Consider the following 18,095-nt stretch of genomic DNA (forward strand, 5'->3'; position numbering starts at 1 on the left):
CCTGTCCCGCTCTGCCTGCGGCACGACCCTAACGCGGCGGGGCGCTCAGCCTCCGAAGCCGATCCCGCGCAGGACGCTCGCGGCCGTCCGGTCGAGCAGGATCGCGGAGCCGCAGCCGCGCGGCAGATCGCCCCGCTCGGCGGCGCCGACGAGGCGCCCGACGGTCCTGCGATGCCGCGCGAAGGCGTACCGCGACACGCCGCGCCCGCGCGAGAGCTGCCCCTCCATGGCGGTGTCCGGCGGCACGTCGAGCAGCAGCAGATGCAGCGTCGTGCCGCGCCGCACCGCTTCGCGGGCCAGCCAGCCGCGCACCCATGCCTGGGTGCCGCAGTCGTGCACCACGATCCCCTCGCCGGAGCGCAGGGCGGCGCGCAGGCCCGCGTAGTGCGCGAGGCGGACCAGGGGGCGGTAGACGGCGTACGGCAGCAGGGCCGGCATGCGCAGGGCCCAGCGGTCGCGGGTGTCCTGCGAGTCGATGCGCGAACCCGCGACGGCTCTGCGCATCAGCGTGGACTTGCCGCTGCCCGGCAGCCCGGAGACGACGATCAGGTCGCCCGCGCCGAACGTGAGGCGGTGCGGGCTGTGGCCGGACCGCTGCCTCAGGTCGCGGACGACGACCGCGGGCAGGGCGCCGCAGCTCTCCCTGGTGGGGGCGGCGGCCTGTTTGGGCAGGGCCACCCCCGTGTTGGTCGCGTAGACACTGGTCCTGCGCACCGTGATCGGCCTCCCCTAGCGGTCACGTAACTGCTTACCGCAGCTTCCCCGCCAAGTGTAAAGAGAAGGTAATGCGGCACAACAGCATTACGGCACTGGCACTGCCCTGTGACTCGGGCGCGTGCAATGATGTGCGCGCAAACTCCATACAGGCCGCTTGAATCCGCGCGGGAGAGTTCCCGGTCGCCGTCGTAGGACGCACCGGGGCGCCGAAGGAGCAAGTCCCTCCCTTGAATCTCTCAGGCCCCGTACCGCGCGGGCGAGGCACATCTGAAAAGCGGGTCGCCCCGGCGGCTCCACCCAAGGTGCAAGTCACGACCCCTGCTACAGACGTATGACGCATACGGACGGGTCGTGGTGAACCTCTCAGGTTCCGATGACAGATGGGGAGGATCGACCTCGCCCGTCATGCCCTGGGAGTTCCCCGTATGAGTACCGCCCCCCGTCTGACCGCCCTCGATGCCGTGCATCGCGCGCTCGGCGCGACCATGACCGACTTCGCGGGCTGGGACATGCCGCTCCGGTACGGCAGCGAGCGCGACGAGCACATCGCCGTCCGCACCAAGGCCGGTCTCTTCGATCTCTCCCACATGGGCGAGATCACGGTCACAGGACCGCAGGCCGTGGACTTCCTGAACTTCGCGCTCGTCGGCAACATCGGCTCCGTCGGTGTCGGCCGCGCCCGCTACACGATGATCTGTGCCGAGGACGGCGGGATCCTGGACGACCTGATCGTCTACCGCCTGGGCGAGGCCGACGCCCCCGAGTCCCCCGAGTACATGGTCGTCGCCAACGCCTCGAACGCGCAGACCGTGCTCGACGCGCTCACCGCCCGCGCCGACGGCTTCGACGCCGAGGTCCGCGACGACCGCGACGCGTACGCGCTGCTCGCCGTCCAGGGTCCCGAGTCCCCCGGCATCCTGAAGTCGCTCACGGACGCGGACCTGGAGGGACTGAAGTACTACGCGGGCCTGCCGGGCACGGTCGCGGGCGTGCCCGCCCTCATCGCCCGCACGGGCTACACCGGCGAGGACGGCTTCGAGCTCTTCGTCTCGCCCGGCGACGCCGAGAAGCTCTGGAACGCGCTCATGGAGGCCGGCGAGCACGTCGGCCTGGTCCCTGCCGGGCTCTCCTGCCGCGACACGCTCCGTCTCGAAGCGGGCATGCCGCTGTACGGGCACGAGCTGACCTCGGACCTCACGCCCTTCGACGCGGGCCTGGGCCGGGTCGTGAAGTTCGAGAAGACCTCGCAGTCCGACACCTTCGTGGGGCGCGCGGCGCTCGCGGCCGCCGCCGAGCGCGCCGAGACCGCTCCCCCGCGCAAGCTGGTGGGCCTGATCGCCTCGGGCCGCCGTGTCCCGCGTGCGGGCTTCTCCGTGGTCTCCGAGGGCAAGGTCATCGGCGAGGTCACCTCCGGGGCGCCGTCCCCGACGCTCGGCAAGCCGATCGCCATCGCGTACGTAGATGTGGCACACGCGGCTCCGGGCACCGAGGGTGTCGGTGTGGACATCCGGGGCACGCACGAGCCGTACGAGGTCGTGGCGCTGCCCTTCTACAAGCGCCAGAAGTGACACCCGGCACAACAGCCCCGTTCACCAGCACTCCACCGCGTACAGGAGAATTCAGGTCATGAGCAACCCCCAGCAGCTGCGTTACAGCAAGGAGCACGAGTGGCTCTCGGCCACCGAGGACGGTGTGGCGACGGTCGGCATCACGGAGCACGCGGCCAACGCGCTCGGTGACGTCGTCTTCGCCCAGCTTCCCGAGGTCGGTGACACGGTGACCGCCGGCGAGTCCTGCGGCGAGCTGGAGTCGACCAAGTCGGTCAGCGACCTCTACGCCCCGGTGACCGGCGAGATCGTCGCCGCCAACCAGGACGTCGTCGACGACCCGTCGCTGGTCAACTCCGCCCCGTTCGAGGGCGGTTGGCTGTTCAAGGTGCGCATCACGGGCGAGCCGGACGACCTGCTCTCCGCCGATGAGTACACCGCCTTCACCACCGGCTGACCCATACCGATAGGGATCGTGTGATGTCGCTTCTCAACACCCCTCTGCACGAGCTTGACCCGGAAGTCGCCGCCGCCGTCGACGCCGAGCTCCACCGTCAGCAGTCCACCCTGGAAATGATCGCCTCGGAGAACTTCGCTCCGGTCGCCGTCATGGAGGCCCAGGGCACGGTCCTCACCAACAAGTACGCCGAGGGCTACCCCGGCCGCCGCTACTACGGCGGCTGCGAGCACGTCGACGTCGCCGAGCAGATCGCGATCGACCGGCTCAAGGAACTGTTCGGCGCCGAGTACGCCAACGTCCAGCCGCACTCCGGCGCCTCCGCCAACCAGGCCGCCCTCTTCGCGATCGCCAAGCCCGGCGACACGATCCTCGGCCTGGACCTGGCGCACGGCGGCCACCTCACCCACGGCATGCGCCTGAACTTCTCCGGCAAGCAGTTCAACGTGGTCCCGTACCACGTCGACGAGGCCGGTCTGATCGACATGGCCGAGGTCGAGCGCCTGGCCAAGGAGAGCAGCCCGAAGGTGATCATCGCGGGCTGGTCCGCCTACCCGCGTCAGCTGGACTTCGCCGAGTTCCGCCGGATCGCCGACGAGGTCGGCGCGTACCTGTGGGTCGACATGGCGCACTTCGCCGGGCTCGTCGCCGCAGGCCTGCACCCCAACCCGGTGCCGTTCGCGGACGTGGTCACCTCCACCACGCACAAGACGCTCGGCGGCCCGCGCGGCGGCATCATCCTGGCCCGCAGCAAGGAGTTCGCGAAGAAGCTGAACTCCGCGGTCTTCCCCGGCTTCCAGGGCGGCCCCCTGGAGCACGTGATCGCGGCCAAGGCCGTCTCCTTCAAGGTCGCGGCCTCCGAGGAGTTCAAGGAGCGCCAGCAGCGCACCCTGGACGGCGCCCGCATCCTGGCCGAGCGCCTGGTGCGGGACGACGCGAAGGCCGTCGGTGTCGACGTCCTGTCCGGCGGCACGGACGTGCACCTGGTCCTGGTGGACCTGCGCAACTCCGAGCTCGACGGCCAGCAGGCCGAGGACCGCCTCCACGAGGTCGGCATCACGGTCAACCGCAACGCGGTCCCGAACGACCCGCGTCCCCCGATGGTCACATCGGGCCTGCGGATCGGTACGCCCGCGCTCGCGACCCGTGGCTTCCAGGAGGACGACTTCCGTGAGGTCGCCGACATCATCGCCGAGGCGCTGAAGCCGGGCGACGTCGACACGGAGTCGCTCAAGGCCCGCGTCTCTGCCTTGGCAGCGAAGCACCCCCTGTACCCCAACCTGTAGCAGTTTCGTACGCTTTACTTCGTACGAATCTTCGGGGCACCCCGCACACTGGATGTGAACACAGTGAGCGCGGTGCCCCGGTTCATGCCCCGGTTTCACGCCCGGCGCGCGCCTTGCTCTCTGCACCACCCCGGCAGACAACGGCGTCTACCAACCACCATTGGAGTTTCTCGTGGCCCTCTCGGTCTTCGACCTGTTCTCGGTCGGCATCGGCCCGTCCAGCTCCCACACGGTCGGTCCCATGCGTGCCGCCCGTATCTTCGCGAGCCGCCTCAAGAACGAGGGCCTGATGGCCCACACCGCCGTCATACGGGCCGAGCTCTACGGCTCGCTCGGCGCGACGGGCCACGGCCACGGCACCCCGAAGGCGGTCCTGCTCGGCCTGGAGGGCGAGTCCCCGCGCTCGGTCGACGTGGAGTTCGCCGACGAGCGCGTCGAGCAGATCAAGAGCACCGGCCGCCTCAATCTCCTCGGCATGCACGAGATCGACTTCGACTTCGACAAGGACCTGGTCCTGCACCGCCGCAAGGCCCTGCCGTACCACGCCAACGGCATGACGATCTTCGCGTACGACCGTGAGGGCGCGCTCGTCCTGGAGAAGACGTACTACTCCGTGGGCGGCGGCTTCGTGGTCGACGACGACGCGGTGGCGGGCGAGAACCCGATCGTGCCGGACGACACGGTCCTCAAGCACCCCTTCCGCACCGGCGACGAGCTCCTGCGCCTGGCCGACGAGACCGGCCTCTCCATCTCCGCGCTGATGCTGCAGAACGAGAAGGCGTGGCGCACCGAGGAGGAGATCCGCGCCGGGCTGCTCGACATCTGGGGCGTCATGCAGTCCTGCGTCTCGCGCGGCATGTCCCGCGAGGGCATCCTGCCGGGCGGCCTCAAGGTCCGCCGCCGCGCTGCCAACTCCGCACGCCAGCTGCGCGCCGAGGGCGACCCCCTTGCCCGCTCCATGGAGTGGATCACGCTGTACGCGATGGCGGTGAACGAGGAGAACGCGGCGGGCGGCCGGGTCGTGACCGCCCCGACGAACGGCGCCGCGGGCATCATCCCCGCGGTCCTGCACTACTACATGAACTTCGTGCCCGGCGCGGACGAGGACGGCGTGGTCCGCTTCCTCCTCGCGGCCGGAGCGATCGGCATGCTGTTCAAGGAGAACGCCTCCATCTCCGGCGCCGAGGTCGGCTGCCAGGGCGAGGTCGGCTCCGCCTGCTCGATGGCGGCGGGCGCCCTCGCGGAGGTGCTCGGCGGCAGCCCCGAGCAGGTTGAGAACGCGGCCGAGATCGGCATGGAGCACAACCTCGGCCTGACCTGCGACCCGGTCGGCGGGCTCGTCCAGATCCCGTGCATCGAGCGCAACGGCATGGCAGCGGTGAAGGCCGTGACCGCCGCGAAGATGGCGATGCGCGGCGACGGCAGCCACAAGGTGTCCCTCGACAAGGTCATCAAGACCATGAAGGACACCGGGGCCGACATGAGCGTGAAGTACAAGGAGACGGCGCGGGGCGGGCTCGCGGTGAACATCATCGAGTGCTGAGCCCGCGTCATCGGGTGCTGAGCCCGTGTCCCGGGCGTCACCCGGACGGCGGATACCCTGAGCCCCGTCAGTAGTGCACCAAGAAGGGGTGGATCCGGTGGCGGACATCGAGGAAGCGCGCAGGACGTTCGAGCAGTTCGACGCGGACGGCGACGGCTTCATCACAGCGGCGGAGTGGAAGTCGGCCATGGCCAAGATGGGGGACTTCTACGTCACCGAGACGGTGGCCGAGGCCGTGATCGGCACGAAGGACACCGACAAGGACAAGCGTCTCTCCTTCGACGAGTTCTGGGCCAGCCTGAACAAGTAGGCAGCGGGAGTACTTGGAAGGGGCCCGGCGCGCTAGAGCGCCGGGCCCCTTCCCCGTACTCGTTGCGCGTACTCCTCAGCGTGCGCGCCGCGCCGCCCGCACGCTCCACCGCCCTTCCGTACGCTCCAACCGCACCGGGTGGTCGAAGCACTTGCTGATCTGGTCGCTGGTCAGTACGTCGTCCACGGCGCCGGAGGCGAGCGCCCGGCCGTCGCGCAGCAGCAGCGCGTGCGTGGTGCCTGCCGGGAGCTCCTCCAGGTGGTGCGTGACCAGGACCGTGGAGAGCTCGGGGTGACTCTCGCGCAGGGTGTCCAGGCTGTCGAGGAGGCGTTCGCGGCCCGCGAGGTCGAGCCCGGTGGCCGGTTCGTCGAGCAGGACGAGCCGTGGTCTCGGCATCAGCGAGCGCGCGATCAGGGTCCGTCCGCGCTCGCCCTGGGAGAGCGTGGGCCAGCGCGCGTCCATGCGGTGCGCGAGGCCGAGCATGGCGATCAGACGGTCGGCCTGCTCCTCCTGCTCGGGCGTGGGGCGCCAACGGGGCAGCGGTTCCACGCTGTTGGTGATCCCGGTCAGGACGACCTCGCGCACCCGCAAGGGCGAGCGGAGTGGATGACGCGGGTTCACATGACCTACGTACGAACGGAGTTCGCGCAGGTCGACGCTGCCCAGGCGGCGGCCGAGCACCTCGACCGTGCCGCGCGTCGGGTGGGTCACGGCGCCGCAGAGGCTGAGCAGGGTCGACTTTCCCGCGCCGTTCGCGCCGAGCAGCGCCCAGTGTTCGCCGGGGCGCACGGTGAGGGTGACCTCGTCGAGGATGGGCCGGTCGTCGCGGACGACCGTGACGTTGTCCGCGTGCAGTACGGGGGGCATAGGGACGGAGGTCATCGGGTGGCCCCCGCCCGGTTCACGGCGGCGAGCACGGCCTGCACGGACGCGGTCAGGACCGAGGTGTCCAGGCCCGCGCCCCAGCGGACGACACCGCCCACCGCGCACTCCGCGTACGCGACCGCCTCGCTGCCGCCACCCGCTCCGGTGGCGTGTTCGGAGTGGTCGAGGATGTCGACGGTGATCCCGGCGGCGGCGAGCGCCGCGACGAACGCGGAGAGCGGGCCGTTGCCCGTACCCTCGAAGCCCCCGGCCTCTGAGCCGACTTGGAGGGTGCAGGTGAAGCGGTGGGTGCCGTCCGGAGCGCGGTCGGTGGTCCAGGAGCTCAGCTCCACATGCCCGCTCGTCTCCCCCGGCGCGACATAGGTCGCGCGGAAGAGCTCGTACAGCTCCTTCGCGCTCGCCTCCTGACCGCTGTCGTCGGTGGCCTCCTGCACCACGTGCGAGAAGTCGGGCCGCATGCGCTGCGGCAGGTCGATGCCGTGCCGGGTCCGCAGCAGGTACGCCATTCCGCCCTTTCCCGACTGGGAGTTGACGCGGATGACGGCTTCGTAGGTGCGTCCGATGTCCGCGGGGTCGATCGGCAGGTACGGCACCTCCCAGGGCGCCTCGCGCTCCGGTACCCCCGACTCGGCTGCCCGGCGCGCGTGATGGGCGAAGCCCTTGCTGATGGCGTCCTGGTGGGTGCCGGAGAAGGCGGTGTGGACGAGGTCGCCCGCGTAGGGGTGGCGGGGGTGCACGGGCAGCCGGTTGCAGTGCTCGACGACCTCGCGCACGGCGTCGATGTCGGAGAGGTCGACCATGGGGTCCACGCCCTGGGCGTACAGATTCAGGGCGAGGGTCACCAGGTCCACGTTTCCGGTGCGCTCCCCGTTGCCGAAGAGGCAGCCCTCGACGCGCTGGGCCCCGGCGAGGACGGCGAGTTCGGCGCAGGCGACCCCGGTGCCGCGGTCGTTGTGGGGGTGGACGGAGAGGATGACGGACGCGCGCCGGGCGAGGTTGCGGTGCAGGTACTCGATCTGGTCGGCGTACACGTTCGGGGTCGCGATCTCGACGGTCGCCGGGAGATTGTGGGTGACGGGACGGTCGGGGCTCGCGTCCCACAACTCGGTCAGCCCGTCGCAGAGTTCGAGTACGTAGTCGGGCTCGGTGAGGTTGAAGGTCTCCGGCGAGAACTGGAACCGGATGTCCGCCCCCGGCCGCGCGTCGGCCAGACGGGCCATGTGGGCGGCGGCTTCCGCGACGACGTCCCGCACCTGCGCGCGCGACCGCCCGAGGACGGTTTCGCGCCAGACAGGCGATGTGGGGATGTAGAGGTGCACGACGGCGTGGGGCAGCCCCTCGATCGACTCGAAGGTGCGGTCGATGAGTTCGGGCTTGGCGGGCGTGAAGACGACGATGCTGACGTCATCGGGGATACCGCCGTTCGCGCTCAGCGCGGCGAGGTCACGTACGAAGTCGAAGTCGGCGCGGCTGGCCGACGGATAGCCGACCTCGATCTCCTTGAACCCCGTCGAGACGAGCAGATCGAAGAAGCGCCTTTTGCGCCCGGTGTCCATCGGCTCGGCGAGCGCCTGATTGCCGTCGCGCAGGTCGACGGGGACCCAGAGGGGGGCGTGCTCGATGCGGGCTGATGGCCAACTCCGTTCCCCTGAAGGGACGTCAACCCTGTCTTGATAAGGGCGGTAGCGGTGGAAGGGCATCGCGCTGGGGCGCTGAGGATTCCACGAGTACGCGAGGGAATTCACGGTGGCCTCTCGGCTCGGTCGGTCGGTGAACTGGCCGACCGGCAGCACGGCACCCCGCGGCGGGGTGCCGGTCGCTTCAGGCCCCGCCGCGGCAGCCGAGAAGGAGGAGACCGCAGAAGATCACAGCGCTACACTAGCCACACCTCAGCTCCTCAGACAAGTACTCCTCAGACAAGTGGGCCGCCGCCTGGCGCTCCCCCACTCCCCTCCCCCCTTGAAAGGTCCCCGGATGCCGCCGCTCGGCTCCCTGCGTCCCAGCCCCCTGGTCGAACAGGCCACCGAGCGCCTGCGCGAGCAGATCTCCGGCGGCCACTGGCCCATCGGCAGCAAGCTCCCCGGCGAGACGACCCTGGCCAAGGAACTCGGCATCGGCCGCTCCACGGTCCGTGAGGCCCTGCGCGCGCTCGCCGGTGCGGGGCTCGTACAGCCACGCCAGGGCGCAGGTGTCTTCGTCATCGCGACGCAGCCGGTCGCGGACTGGCCGACGCGGCTGCGGCGGGCGGCGGTGTCGGACGTGTACGAGGTGCGGATGCTGGTGGAGGTGCAGGCCGCGCGCCTTGCCGCACTGCGGCGCACCGACGAGGACATCACGGCGATGCGCGCCGCGCTCGAAGGCCGCAGGGCCGCGGCTTCGGGGAGCGACGCGGCCTTCGTCGACGCCGACATCGCCCTGCACGCGGCGGTCGTGGCGGCGGCTCGCAACCCCGTACTGACGGACCTCTTCGCGGAGTTCGCCCCCGTACTGCGGGAGGGCCTGATCAGCCTCCTCGACCTCGTCGACGTACGCACGAAGGACCCGAACCACGGGGACGCCGTCCACGCCGCGCTCGTACGGGCCGTCGAGGCGAGGGACGCGGAGGGGGCGGCGCGGGTGGCACAGGCCGAACTCCAGGACACGCTCGGGCAGTTGCTGAACCGCGACTAGGCCGGCGACGGCCGCCCGCGACGGCTCGCGTGAGATCGTCTGTCCATGAGCAGCGACTTGGAAGTGAGCGCCCTGGCCATCAATGTCACGATCCCCCAGGAGCTCCGCTGGACGGACACTCGGCGCGGTGAGGAGTTCACCCTCTCCACACTCAACGTCCGTCTCCTCCCGGACGGGCACCTCGCCACAAAGGCCTACGGCAGGCCGGTCGCCGGGGGCCGGGGCGCATACGTCTCGTTCCCCGTCCCCGACAGGCCCGAGCTGGCGGCCCTGATCGCCGACGCCGCGAGCCGCGCCGGGGCGTTGTGGGCCGCGCATCGGGGTCTCGGCTGAGCTTGGTCCGACTTGAGGGCCGGTCGAGTGCGGCGGTGTCGTTGCGGGGCGTGATCAGCCGATCCTGGTCTCGTAGCGCAGGCGCCCGCGGTGGGCGGGCATGGTCATCAGGTCGACCTGGATCGCGAGGTTCCGGCCGTCCAGGGTGACCCGGGCCAGCCGGAGTACCGGCTCGTCCGGCTCCAGCCGCAGGGCCTCTTGCTCCTCGGCACTCGGCACGCCTGCGGTGACATCCTCACGGACCCGCACGCCGATGTGCCCGAGCTCGGCAAGCAGCGTGACGGCGCCGCCGGGGATCTTCGCCGTGCCCGCAAGGCGGGTGCCCCGGGCGATGCGGGTGGGGTAGTACGTGTCGGTCAACTCGCAGGGTTCGCCGTCCAGTTGGATCACTCGACGGCGTACGATCACGGGCTCGCCCTCGAGCACCGAGAACAGTTCGGCCACCTCGGGTGGGGCAGGAGCCTCACCGGCGTGCACGATGCGCTGGGTCCCTTTGCGCCCCTGAGCCGCGGCCTCGACTCCCCAGACGTCGGGGCTCCCCTTACCGGGTGGCGCCAGGTACGGCATCGAGGTGCTCGTCCAGTCACCGCTGTCACTCATGGCGTCCTCCCGCATTCCGGTCACCCCTGGCCCGCCTCACCCTCACGCCCCACCCCGCCAACCCCGTAGAACCGCGCCGACGCATCCACATGCGCCAAGCGCCGCATCGCGTTGAACACCGCCTCCCCCAGCACGGTGCCGATCACCACGCTCTCCACCAGGTCCTCGACCGACGCCCGTCGGCTCACGTAGCCGAGGTCGGCGCGGGCGACCAGTTCGGCGGCGTCGGCGTACTCGTCGAGCAGTTCCGTGAACGCGCCGTGGCCGACGCGGCCCATGGCGGCGAGGGCCCGTGACAGATCGGCGGCGGCCGGGTTCGACTCGTGGGTCTGCCAGCCGCGGCGCGCGATCAGTTCCCCGACCGCCGTGTTCGCAGCCTCCGCCTCGGCGTCGTCGTCCACCTCCCCCGCCGAACCGAGCCGGTCCGCGGCGGCGCCGAGCACCTTGTGCAGCGGGCGTTCGGGGTCGTCGACCGCGCCGAGCACCTCCGCGATGGCGGCCACCTTCAGGCCGCCCACATCGAGCAGCGCGCGGATGAGACGCAGCCTGCGCTCGTGGGTCTCGTCGTAGTGCGCCTGGTTCGGGCTGCTCAACTCGCCCGGCGGCAGCAGCCCTTCACGGACGTAGTACTTGATCGTCGGCACCGGCACGCCGGTCCTGCGGCTCAACTCGCCAATACGCACGGCCTGCCCACTCTCCTGCACTTTCGCTGTTCGCGCTCCCGCGCGCACCACTCTGCCACCGGCTGTTCCCTTGCCACTCCCGACCCTCATCATAGATAGTGGCGCTATCGGATAGCGGCAAGCGCCACTATCCATAACTGCTCCTGCTGGGGGATTTCTATGTCTTCATGGCGTTCATGGCACCGGCCACTCTTAGCGTTCTCCGCCTCCATGGCGGTCCTGGCCGTCGTGTCCGGCATCGGCCTCGTCGTCGACGACCGGGTTCTGACAGGCTCACGGATCTGGTTCAAACCGTTCAAGTTCTCGGTCTCGTTCGTCGCGTACGCACTCTCGCTCGCCTGGATGCTCTCGCTGCTCGACCGCCACCGGCGGGCCGGCTGGTGGGCGGGGACGATCGTCGCAGTGTCGAGCCTCGCCGAGATGGTGCTCATCACCGGACAGGTGGTGCGGGGCAAGCGCAGCCACTTCAACCATCAGACCCCGTTCGACGAAGCCGTGTTCAACGCGATGGCCGTCACCGTCGTCGTCCTGTGGCTCGGCACCCTGCTCGTCGCGATCCTGCTGGTGCGCGCCCGGATCGCCGACCGCGCGTCCGCCTGGGCGATGCGCTGCGGGATCGTCATCGCGCTCGCCGGGGCCGCCACCGGATTTCTGATGACCCAGCCCGCGCCCGGTCAGCGGCGGGGCTCCTCGCCCATCGTCGGCGCCCACAGTGTCGGCGTACCGGACGGCGGGCCCGGCATGCCGCTGACCGGCTGGTCGACCACCGGCGGTGATCTGCGGATCCCGCACTTCGTCGGCATGCACGCCCTGCAGTTGCTCCCACTGCTCCTCATGGCGCTGACGGCGCTCGCCGCTCGCCCCCGCTTCGGCCACCTGACCGACGAACGGGTGCGGCTGCGGCTCGTGCTCATCGCCTCGGGCGCGTACGCGGCTGCCTTCACCCTGGTCACCTGGCAGGCCCTGCGCGGCCAGCCGCTCATCCACCCGGACGGCGCGACGGTGACGGCGGCCGGGCTGATCGTCGGCGCCACCGCCGTGGGCGCGTACGGAGCCTTGCGTGCCTCAACTGGCTCCAGTGAGCGACCAGTTCAGGCATACAGCAGCAACGAGGACTACGACCAAAAGGAGCTCGTGTCATGACCGGATTCCTCTTCGAGCTCTCCTTCTACCTGGCAGCCCCGGTCTGGCTGCTCATGATCTTCGCGCCGGGGTGGCGGACGACGGCCCGCATCGCCGCCTCACCCCTCACCGTCCTACCGATCCTCGCCGTCTACACCGCGATGGCACTGCCCGTCTTCCCCGAACTCTGGGCCGCCGTAAGCCGCCCGGACATCGACGGATTCCGCGAACTGCTCGTCCTCGCGAACGGGGCGGGCGCCGTCTGGGCGCAGGTCATCGCCTGGGACCTGCTCATCGGACAGTGGATGTATCGCGAGGCCCGGCGCATCGGCGTCCATCCGCTGGTGATGGGACCGCTCCTGGTCCTCACGATCCTCCTCTCGCCCTTCGGGCTGCTGCTCTTCCTGCTGCTGCGGGCCGTGCGGGCCGGGCGCTCGAACCGTGCTCAGCCGCGCTCGCCGGCGGTTTCGGGCTCCATGCCCTTCTGATCGACGACCGCACGCTCCAGGACCGCCTCGCTTCCGGAGAGGACCTCGGGGTTGCCCGCCTTGCCCGGCTTGCCGCCCGGCTTGTGGTTCTTGGTCATGTAGCCACGCGAGCCGAGGTACTCGAAGGACTTCTTGTCGAAGATCCATTCGCTGCGCGTCGCGTACGACGACTCGTCAAGGGTGATGCCGATTCCGTGGCGGCCCGCCGCGTCCACCGCGTCGGGCACCTCGGTCACCCCGGGGAGCTTGGCCACGGCCTTGTAGAACGCGGCGGCGTTCTTTGGCGGCATGACCGTCCCGCTGAGCAGATCGCCGATCCTGTCGAAGACGGCCTGCGCCTTCGTCTCCCGCTCGTCGGCCACCTTCGTCTCGGCGTACAGCTTCTTCAACAGGGCGTCGGGGTCGGTGGGCAGCGAGGCGAGCCAGTTGTACGTGGGCCGGTCCGGCCCCTCAGGGATGGCTCCCGAGTCATCGGAACCGTCCACGACGGACGTCTCGATGGGGACGTCCTGGCCGGGCATCGACGCCCCCTTCCCGCTCTCACGGATCATGCCGACGTTGGTGACGGGGGCGGGGTCCTGCGACATCCACCTCTGCTGCTTGTACGGAGCGCCGAGCTTCACCTTGCCGTTGAACTCGCCCTCGTTGCCCTGGACCAGGCTGCGCAGGTAGACGAACTGGCTGGCCTTCACTCGCGGGGTATCGGCCTTCAGGGAGGCGTTCGCGATCCGGTCGAGGGTGACGGCCGCACTGCCGGTGGCGCCCTTGCCTGCGCCCATGTCACGGACACCGTCGGCGTCGTCGGAGGGAAGCGCGGCAATCAGGATCCCGGCCGTCGCGAGCGCGGCGGCGGCCGGCATGAGGATCGCGGGACGCAGCAGCCTGCGGCGAGAGGATGCCGGGGCGGGGGCCTGCTGTACGCGGTCAGTGCTCTGGTCCGTGTCGTGGTCGATCTGGTGCATCAGGACGTCCTTGTGGTGAAGGTGACGCCCCGGCGGAAGCTGCCATTCGTCTTCGTCCGACTCCGGGAGCAGGCGGGCCAGTTCAGCGGCCTCGGCCTCTCCCGGGGACGGGGTGGCGGCGTTCATCGGAATTCCTCCCGCAGGGGCAGGGCCGCGAACGCGGCCTCACTCTCTACCTCTCCGCGACCACGAAGCGGTTCCTTCACGTTCTTCACTTTCTTCGCATCCATAACATTCGTCGCATCCGGCCCGTCCTCGCTGAGCCGCCGCAGTCGCGCACGCGCCCTCGAGAGCCGTGACCGCACCGTGCCGACCGGAATGCCCAGCGCCTCGGCCGCCTGCGCGTAGTCGAGCCCGGACCACACGCACAGGACGAGCACCTCCCGCTCCGGACGGCGCAGCCGACGCAGCGCGCCGTGCACCGCCGCGAGCCGCCGCGCGTCGTCCATCCGCCCCGCCGACTCCTCGGCGAAGTCGGCCACCTCGGGCGGGGGCGGCTGACGGGAGAGAAAGGCGAGCCGTCGTCGCAGACCCCGGTTGGCGTTCTGCGCCTTGTGCGTCGCGATGCCGAGCAGCCACGGCTTGAGCGAACCACGGTCCGGTTCAAGCCGGTCCCGGGTGCGCCAGGCCGCGAGGAAGGTCTCGGACATGACCTCCTCGGCGGTCGACCAGTCGCCGGTCAGCCGCAGGGCGTGGTTGTAGACCGTCCGCGCGTACGCCTCGTACAACTCACCGAACGCCTCCCTCTCACCTGCCCGGATCCGTGCATGGATGCCGTCTCCCAGTTCAGTACGCCTCACACCACGTATCTCTCCGCACCCCACACCGAGTTCCTGTGCCCCTCGTCACACCCGTCGTCGCACCCCCGCCAAGGACGCGCACAGGCTGACGGAGTCCAATCCTCACCTCGGCGAGATCGTGGTGGAACTCTGGGGGTGGCCGATCGGCTCAGCCGGAATACCTCACCGGTTCCGGAGGTTGGCTCCGCTACGGCACCACCGAATCCACCCCCGGAAGGGCGAGTCATGAAGATCGGCATCATCGGCGCGGGCAACATCGGCGGCAACCTCACCCGGCGCCTCACGGCTGTCGGCCACGACGTCTCCGTCGCGAACTCCCGTGGCCCGCACACCCTCACCGACCTCGCCAAGGAGACCGGCGCCACGCCCGCGACGATCGAGGACGCCGTACGCGGCGCCAAGGTCGTCGTCGTGACGATCCCTCTCAAGGCCGTACCGAACCTGCCGTCCGGCTTCCTCGACGGCGCGGCCGACGGCTTCGCCGTCATCGACACCGGCAACTACTACCCGCAGCAGCGCGACGGGAAGATCGCCGAGATCGAGGAGGGCCTGACCGAGAGCCGCTGGACCGAGCGCCAGATCGGCCACCCGGTGATCAAGGCCTTCAACGGCACGTACGCCCACGACATCCTCGACAAGCCCCAGCCCAAGGGCACACCCGGCCGCGTCGCCCTTCCGGTTTCCGGCGACGACGAGGACGCCAAGAAGGTCGTACGCGCCCTCATCGACGAGCTCGGCTTCGACACCGTCGACACGGGCGGCCAGGACGAGTCGTGGCGCCAGCAGCCGGGCACTCCGGTGTACGGCCTCGCGGCGGACGCGGAAACGGTCCGCAAGGCACTGGACTCGGCCTCCCAGGAGCGCACACCGGACTGGCGCGCCTGACACGTCTGACGCGTCTGACCGGCAGAGATCACGGGACGCGCCGCGTGACGGCTACAGCTTCGGCTACGGCTACGGCTTGGCCCACTCCCGCAGCGCGTCCTCGTTGTCGAAGTCAGCGACGTTCTTGTCTATCGGCGACGACGTGTGCTGATGGATCAGCCACTTCGCCTTGATGCGGGGCTTGCCCGCCGTGACGTAGTCGGCGATCCAGAGGGCGTCGCCCGCGTAGGACGTGGTGTCGTGGTTGAGCCAGAAATCCCGATTGCAATACAAGACGACTCGGTGGTCGGGCCGCAGCCTCTTCACCTCGCGGATGAAGCTGTCCTTCTCGGCGTTGCTCGCCCGCGTGCGGTCTCCCGTCCACTCCCAATCCGCAGCGAGCAAGTCCCCTGATTTCTCAGGGGACTTGCTGACGAAGTACTCCGCCTGTGCCTTGATGTTCCCCGGCCACAGGAAGTGGTAGAAGCCGACCACGCAGCCGCCGTCCCGGGCCCGCTTCGTCTGTGCGGTCAGCTTCGGATTCACGTACGAACGGCCCTCCGTCGACTTTATGATGACGAAAGAGCGGCCGTCCGTTTCGAAGTTGGTCTGGTGCGAGCTGACGTCGATGCCTTTGAGCACGGGCGGCCTCCTGAGCGGCAGAGGGTAGGGCAGGGGAGCTACCCTTCTGGTGCCCGGTGGCCGCTGTGGTCAACCGTTGAACAGCTCAGCGGAAGATCCCCGTGTGCCCCAGCGAGTAGCGGCCGGGCTGCGGATACACCGCGAGGCCGTGCGGGCCGCCGCCGACGGGGATGCGGGCGATCTGGACTCCGGTGCGGGTGTCGATGGCGTACACCTCGGAGTCGTAACGGCCCGACAGCCAGAGGGTGTTGCCGTCCGCCGACACTCCGCCCATGTCGGGGCTGCCGCCCTGGGGGAGCTTCCACTTCTTGGTGAGTCTGTTCTTGGGGAAGTCGAAGACGGAGATGGTGCCTTCGCCCCGGTTGGACACGTACATCTCGCGCGAGTCCCTGCTGACGTACAGGCCGTGCGTGCCCTTGCCGGTGTGCAGGAGCTTCGGCTTGTCGAACTTGTCGCCGCTCAGGACCCACATGCCGTCGGCCATCATGTCGGCGACGTAGAAGGTCTTGCCGTCGGGCGAGATCTTCACGTCCTGCGGCATGGCGCCCTTGAAGGGCAGCTTCTGCTGGGCGACGACCTTCATCTTCTCCGTGTCCACCTTGAGGAGTTCGCCGGAGAACTCGCAGGAGACGATGAAGTAGCGCCCGTCCGCGGAGAAGTCGGCGTGGTTGACGCCGTAGCAGCTGACCGGTTCGGTCTTGACCTCCTTCATGGTGTGCGCGTCGCGGAAGACGAGCTCCCGGTCCATCGAGGCCATCACGACGGCGTACTTGCCGTTGGGCGTGAAGTAGAGGTTGTACGGGTCGTGGACGTCGACCGGCTTGCCCGCCTTGCCCGTCTTGGGGTCGATGGGGGTGAGCGTGTGGCCGCGGTTGTTGTTGACCCAGAGCGTCTTCATGTCCCAGGAGGGGACGACGTGCTGGGGCTGGACCCCGACTTTGATCGTGTCGATCACTTCGTACTTCTTGGGGTCGATGACCGAGACCGTGTTGGAGGTGGTGTTGGGGACGTAGATCCGGGAGGGGAAATCCTCGACCACCGGGGAGAGCCTGTTGGGGCGGTCCGCCGCGTAGACGTCCTTCTTGTCGAGGAGGGGCGGCATGCCCGGGAGGCCGGGCGCGGCCTTGGGTTCGGGTGTGGCTCCGGCGGGTTTCTGGACGCCCTTGGTGCCGAGGGCTTCGTTCTCTCGTGCGTCGTCGCCGCTGCCGCTGCCGCTGCCGCAGCCGGCGAGCGCGGCGGCGACGACGGCTCCGGCGGCGATGACCGCTCCGGTGCGCCGGGTGAGCTTCAGGTGCAGGGTCATCAGGTCAGCAACTCCGTGGTCGTCACCGCGCGCAGGCCGCGGCGGTCGAGGTCTTCCAGGACGGCGGGGAGCGCGGCGACCGTGTCCGCGTACCCGAAGTGCAGGCTCACGACGGAGCCCGCGCGCACCTCTGAGGCGATCTTGCGGGTGACGGCCGGGGCGCCCGGCGAGGTGAAGTCGAGGGAGTCGACGTCGTACGAGAGCACGTGCGGGTAGCCCGCGCGGTGGGCGAGGCGGGCCACGAGGGGCGTCGCGGTCTCGGCGCGCGAGGGGCGGAACCAGGTGCCGATGGAGCCGGTGAGGCGGCGCAGTCGGTCGGCGCAGCCGGTGATCTCCGCGTAGGCGTCGGCCTCGGGCAGTTCGTTGATCGTGACGTGGTGGTGGGTGTGGTTGCCGAGGTCGTGGCCGCCGTCGAGGATGCGGCGGGCGAGCTCGGGGTGTTCGTCGAGCCAGCTGCCGACGGCGAGGACGGTGATTCCGGCGCCCGCCTTCTCGGCGATGGAGAGCAGGGATCGCGCGGTGGCCGGGTCGCCCTGGCCGTGGAAGGTGAGGGCGACCTGGGGGCGGCCGCGGGGGCTGTGCGCGATCTGGTCGGGGAGGCCGGGGAAGCGGCGGGGTGCGGGGGCGGGGCGGGGTGCTTTTTTTCGGGCGGGGTGGCGGGCGGCGGGTGCGGCCTGGTGCGCTGCGGGGGCGGCGGATCCGGAGGCGGAGCAGCCTGCGGTGAGCGCGCCCGCGACGGCCAGTCCGGCGCCCGCACGCAGGGCTCCGCGGCGGTCAGTCTCGATCACCCGACCATTTAATGGTAAAAGCGGTCAAAAGCCGCTGATTGCGTGCGGATGGGGGCTGCGGGTCGGGCGGCCGAGGTGAATCAGACACCTCGTCG

General features: G+C 69.9%; 20 protein-coding genes and 1 riboswitch. Of the genes, 10 read left to right on the plus strand and 10 right to left on the minus strand.

The window, feature by feature from the left end; all coding sequences use genetic code 11:
* Positions 1-45: 45 nt before the first annotated feature.
* Positions 46-720, minus strand: a complete 675-nt coding sequence (locus ACWFRJ_RS33110) for an AAA family ATPase (protein WP_453539436.1) — start codon at positions 718-720, stop codon at positions 46-48.
* A 152-nt stretch (positions 721-872) separates the two neighbouring features.
* Positions 873-978: riboswitch (glycine riboswitch) on the plus strand.
* A 164-nt stretch (positions 979-1,142) separates the two neighbouring features.
* On the opposite strand from ACWFRJ_RS33110, the gene gcvT reads away from it, so the two are divergent.
* From gcvT to ACWFRJ_RS33135, 5 genes are all read left to right on the plus strand, one after another.
* Entirely contained in the window at positions 1,143-2,285 is a 1,143-nt protein-coding gene (gcvT, locus tag ACWFRJ_RS33115; RefSeq protein WP_453539289.1) for a glycine cleavage system aminomethyltransferase GcvT, read from the plus strand.
* Between the two features lie 58 nt (positions 2,286-2,343).
* Positions 2,344-2,721, plus strand: coding sequence for a glycine cleavage system protein GcvH (gcvH, locus tag ACWFRJ_RS33120; protein ID WP_453539292.1), 378 nt, complete (start codon positions 2,344-2,346; stop codon positions 2,719-2,721).
* 23 nt (positions 2,722-2,744) lie between these two features.
* Positions 2,745-4,007 carry a serine hydroxymethyltransferase gene (gene glyA / locus ACWFRJ_RS33125; protein ID WP_453539295.1) on the plus strand — a complete coding sequence of 421 codons (1,263 nt, stop codon included), beginning with the start codon at positions 2,745-2,747 and terminating at the stop codon, positions 4,005-4,007.
* 172 nt (positions 4,008-4,179) lie between these two features.
* Positions 4,180-5,550 (plus strand): L-serine ammonia-lyase, encoded by a 1,371-nt coding sequence (locus tag ACWFRJ_RS33130; protein ID WP_453539439.1) that lies wholly within the window; start codon positions 4,180-4,182, stop codon positions 5,548-5,550.
* Between the two features lie 97 nt (positions 5,551-5,647).
* Complete coding sequence (locus tag ACWFRJ_RS33135) at positions 5,648-5,860, plus strand: EF-hand domain-containing protein (RefSeq protein WP_371527050.1); 213 nt, start codon at positions 5,648-5,650, stop codon at positions 5,858-5,860.
* Positions 5,861-5,935: 75 nt separating this feature from the next.
* Here ACWFRJ_RS33135 and ACWFRJ_RS33140 read toward each other — a convergent pair whose 3' ends face one another.
* Positions 5,936-6,742 (minus strand): ABC transporter ATP-binding protein, encoded by an 807-nt coding sequence (locus ACWFRJ_RS33140; RefSeq protein WP_453539298.1) that lies wholly within the window; start codon positions 6,740-6,742, stop codon positions 5,936-5,938.
* Positions 6,739-8,445 (minus strand): 2-isopropylmalate synthase, encoded by a 1,707-nt coding sequence (gene leuA / locus ACWFRJ_RS33145; protein WP_453539442.1) that lies wholly within the window; start codon positions 8,443-8,445, stop codon positions 6,739-6,741. Before leuA ends, ACWFRJ_RS33140 begins: the two co-directional genes overlap by 4 nt.
* A gap of 274 nt (positions 8,446-8,719) precedes the next feature.
* Between leuA and ACWFRJ_RS33150 the strand changes: the two genes are divergently transcribed.
* Both ACWFRJ_RS33150 and ACWFRJ_RS33155 read left to right on the plus strand, forming a co-directional pair.
* Positions 8,720-9,415 carry a FadR/GntR family transcriptional regulator gene (locus ACWFRJ_RS33150; protein ID WP_453539445.1) on the plus strand — a complete coding sequence of 232 codons (696 nt, stop codon included), beginning with the start codon at positions 8,720-8,722 and terminating at the stop codon, positions 9,413-9,415.
* A gap of 45 nt (positions 9,416-9,460) precedes the next feature.
* Positions 9,461-9,748 carry a hypothetical protein gene (locus tag ACWFRJ_RS33155; protein WP_453539301.1) on the plus strand — a complete coding sequence of 96 codons (288 nt, stop codon included), beginning with the start codon at positions 9,461-9,463 and terminating at the stop codon, positions 9,746-9,748.
* Positions 9,749-9,802: 54 nt separating this feature from the next.
* Here ACWFRJ_RS33155 and ACWFRJ_RS33160 read toward each other — a convergent pair whose 3' ends face one another.
* Together ACWFRJ_RS33160 and ACWFRJ_RS33165 are read right to left on the minus strand one after the other, a co-directional pair.
* A complete protein-coding gene (locus tag ACWFRJ_RS33160) occupies positions 9,803-10,348 on the minus strand; it encodes a GntR family transcriptional regulator (RefSeq protein WP_453539304.1) in 546 nt (181 codons plus the stop codon).
* A 20-nt stretch (positions 10,349-10,368) separates the two neighbouring features.
* Entirely contained in the window at positions 10,369-11,031 is a 663-nt protein-coding gene (locus tag ACWFRJ_RS33165) for a MerR family transcriptional regulator (RefSeq protein WP_453539307.1), read from the minus strand.
* Between the two features lie 210 nt (positions 11,032-11,241).
* Between ACWFRJ_RS33165 and ACWFRJ_RS33170 the strand changes: the two genes are divergently transcribed.
* Positions 11,242-12,174 (plus strand): hypothetical protein, encoded by a 933-nt coding sequence (locus ACWFRJ_RS33170; protein WP_453539310.1) that lies wholly within the window; start codon positions 11,242-11,244, stop codon positions 12,172-12,174.
* Positions 12,171-12,641 (plus strand): ABA4-like family protein, encoded by a 471-nt coding sequence (locus ACWFRJ_RS33175; protein ID WP_453539313.1) that lies wholly within the window; start codon positions 12,171-12,173, stop codon positions 12,639-12,641. The genes ACWFRJ_RS33170 and ACWFRJ_RS33175 overlap by 4 nt, the downstream gene beginning before the upstream one ends.
* On the opposite strand, the gene ACWFRJ_RS33180 is transcribed toward ACWFRJ_RS33175, so the two are convergent.
* Both ACWFRJ_RS33180 and ACWFRJ_RS33185 read right to left on the minus strand, forming a co-directional pair.
* A complete protein-coding gene (locus ACWFRJ_RS33180) occupies positions 12,599-13,729 on the minus strand; it encodes a CU044_5270 family protein (protein WP_453539316.1) in 1,131 nt (376 codons plus the stop codon). The genes ACWFRJ_RS33175 and ACWFRJ_RS33180 overlap by 43 nt on opposite strands.
* Positions 13,726-14,403: an RNA polymerase sigma factor gene (locus ACWFRJ_RS33185; protein WP_453539319.1), complete on the minus strand. Its 678-nt coding sequence runs from the start codon at positions 14,401-14,403 to the stop codon at positions 13,726-13,728. Before ACWFRJ_RS33185 ends, ACWFRJ_RS33180 begins: the two co-directional genes overlap by 4 nt.
* A 225-nt stretch (positions 14,404-14,628) precedes the next feature.
* On the opposite strand from ACWFRJ_RS33185, the gene ACWFRJ_RS33190 reads away from it, so the two are divergent.
* Complete coding sequence (locus ACWFRJ_RS33190) at positions 14,629-15,288, plus strand: NADPH-dependent F420 reductase (protein ID WP_453539321.1); 660 nt, start codon at positions 14,629-14,631, stop codon at positions 15,286-15,288.
* Between the two features lie 69 nt (positions 15,289-15,357).
* Here the strand turns inward: ACWFRJ_RS33190 and ACWFRJ_RS33195 are convergent, their stop codons facing one another.
* From ACWFRJ_RS33195 to ACWFRJ_RS33205, 3 genes are all read right to left on the minus strand, one after another.
* Positions 15,358-15,909: a glycoside hydrolase family 25 protein gene (locus ACWFRJ_RS33195; RefSeq protein ID WP_453539324.1), complete on the minus strand. Its 552-nt coding sequence runs from the start codon at positions 15,907-15,909 to the stop codon at positions 15,358-15,360.
* Positions 15,910-15,994: 85 nt separating this feature from the next.
* Positions 15,995-17,212 carry a YncE family protein gene (locus tag ACWFRJ_RS33200; protein WP_453539327.1) on the minus strand — a complete coding sequence of 406 codons (1,218 nt, stop codon included), beginning with the start codon at positions 17,210-17,212 and terminating at the stop codon, positions 15,995-15,997.
* Positions 17,212-18,000 carry a polysaccharide deacetylase family protein gene (locus ACWFRJ_RS33205; RefSeq protein ID WP_453539330.1) on the minus strand — a complete coding sequence of 263 codons (789 nt, stop codon included), beginning with the start codon at positions 17,998-18,000 and terminating at the stop codon, positions 17,212-17,214. The genes ACWFRJ_RS33200 and ACWFRJ_RS33205 overlap by 1 nt, the downstream gene beginning before the upstream one ends.
* Positions 18,001-18,095: the final 95 nt, after the last annotated feature.

The organism is Streptomyces sp. NPDC055239, assembly GCF_053606205.1.

What these genes read in the sequence shown, in the direction of transcription:
- gcvT (WP_453539289.1), top strand. Translation starts at nt 1,143, where the DNA reads ATGAGTACCGCCCCCCGTCTGACCGCCCTCGATGCCGTGCATCGCGCG.
- gcvH (WP_453539292.1), top strand. Translation starts at nt 2,344, where the DNA reads ATGAGCAACCCCCAGCAGCTGCGTTACAGCAAGGAGCACGAGTGGCTC.
- glyA (WP_453539295.1), top strand. Translation starts at nt 2,745, where the DNA reads ATGTCGCTTCTCAACACCCCTCTGCACGAGCTTGACCCGGAAGTCGCC.
- ACWFRJ_RS33140 (WP_453539298.1), bottom strand. Translation starts at nt 6,742, where the DNA reads ATGACCTCCGTCCCTATGCCCCCCGTACTGCACGCGGACAACGTCACG.
- leuA (WP_453539442.1), bottom strand. Translation starts at nt 8,445, where the DNA reads ATGCCCTTCCACCGCTACCGCCCTTATCAAGACAGGGTTGACGTCCCT.
- ACWFRJ_RS33150 (WP_453539445.1), top strand. Translation starts at nt 8,720, where the DNA reads ATGCCGCCGCTCGGCTCCCTGCGTCCCAGCCCCCTGGTCGAACAGGCC.
- ACWFRJ_RS33155 (WP_453539301.1), top strand. Translation starts at nt 9,461, where the DNA reads ATGAGCAGCGACTTGGAAGTGAGCGCCCTGGCCATCAATGTCACGATC.
- ACWFRJ_RS33160 (WP_453539304.1), bottom strand. Translation starts at nt 10,348, where the DNA reads ATGAGTGACAGCGGTGACTGGACGAGCACCTCGATGCCGTACCTGGCG.
- ACWFRJ_RS33170 (WP_453539310.1), top strand. Translation starts at nt 11,242, where the DNA reads ATGGCGGTCCTGGCCGTCGTGTCCGGCATCGGCCTCGTCGTCGACGAC.
- ACWFRJ_RS33175 (WP_453539313.1), top strand. Translation starts at nt 12,171, where the DNA reads ATGACCGGATTCCTCTTCGAGCTCTCCTTCTACCTGGCAGCCCCGGTC.
- ACWFRJ_RS33180 (WP_453539316.1), bottom strand. Translation starts at nt 13,729, where the DNA reads ATGAACGCCGCCACCCCGTCCCCGGGAGAGGCCGAGGCCGCTGAACTG.
- ACWFRJ_RS33190 (WP_453539321.1), top strand. Translation starts at nt 14,629, where the DNA reads ATGAAGATCGGCATCATCGGCGCGGGCAACATCGGCGGCAACCTCACC.
- ACWFRJ_RS33200 (WP_453539327.1), bottom strand. Translation starts at nt 17,212, where the DNA reads ATGACCCTGCACCTGAAGCTCACCCGGCGCACCGGAGCGGTCATCGCC.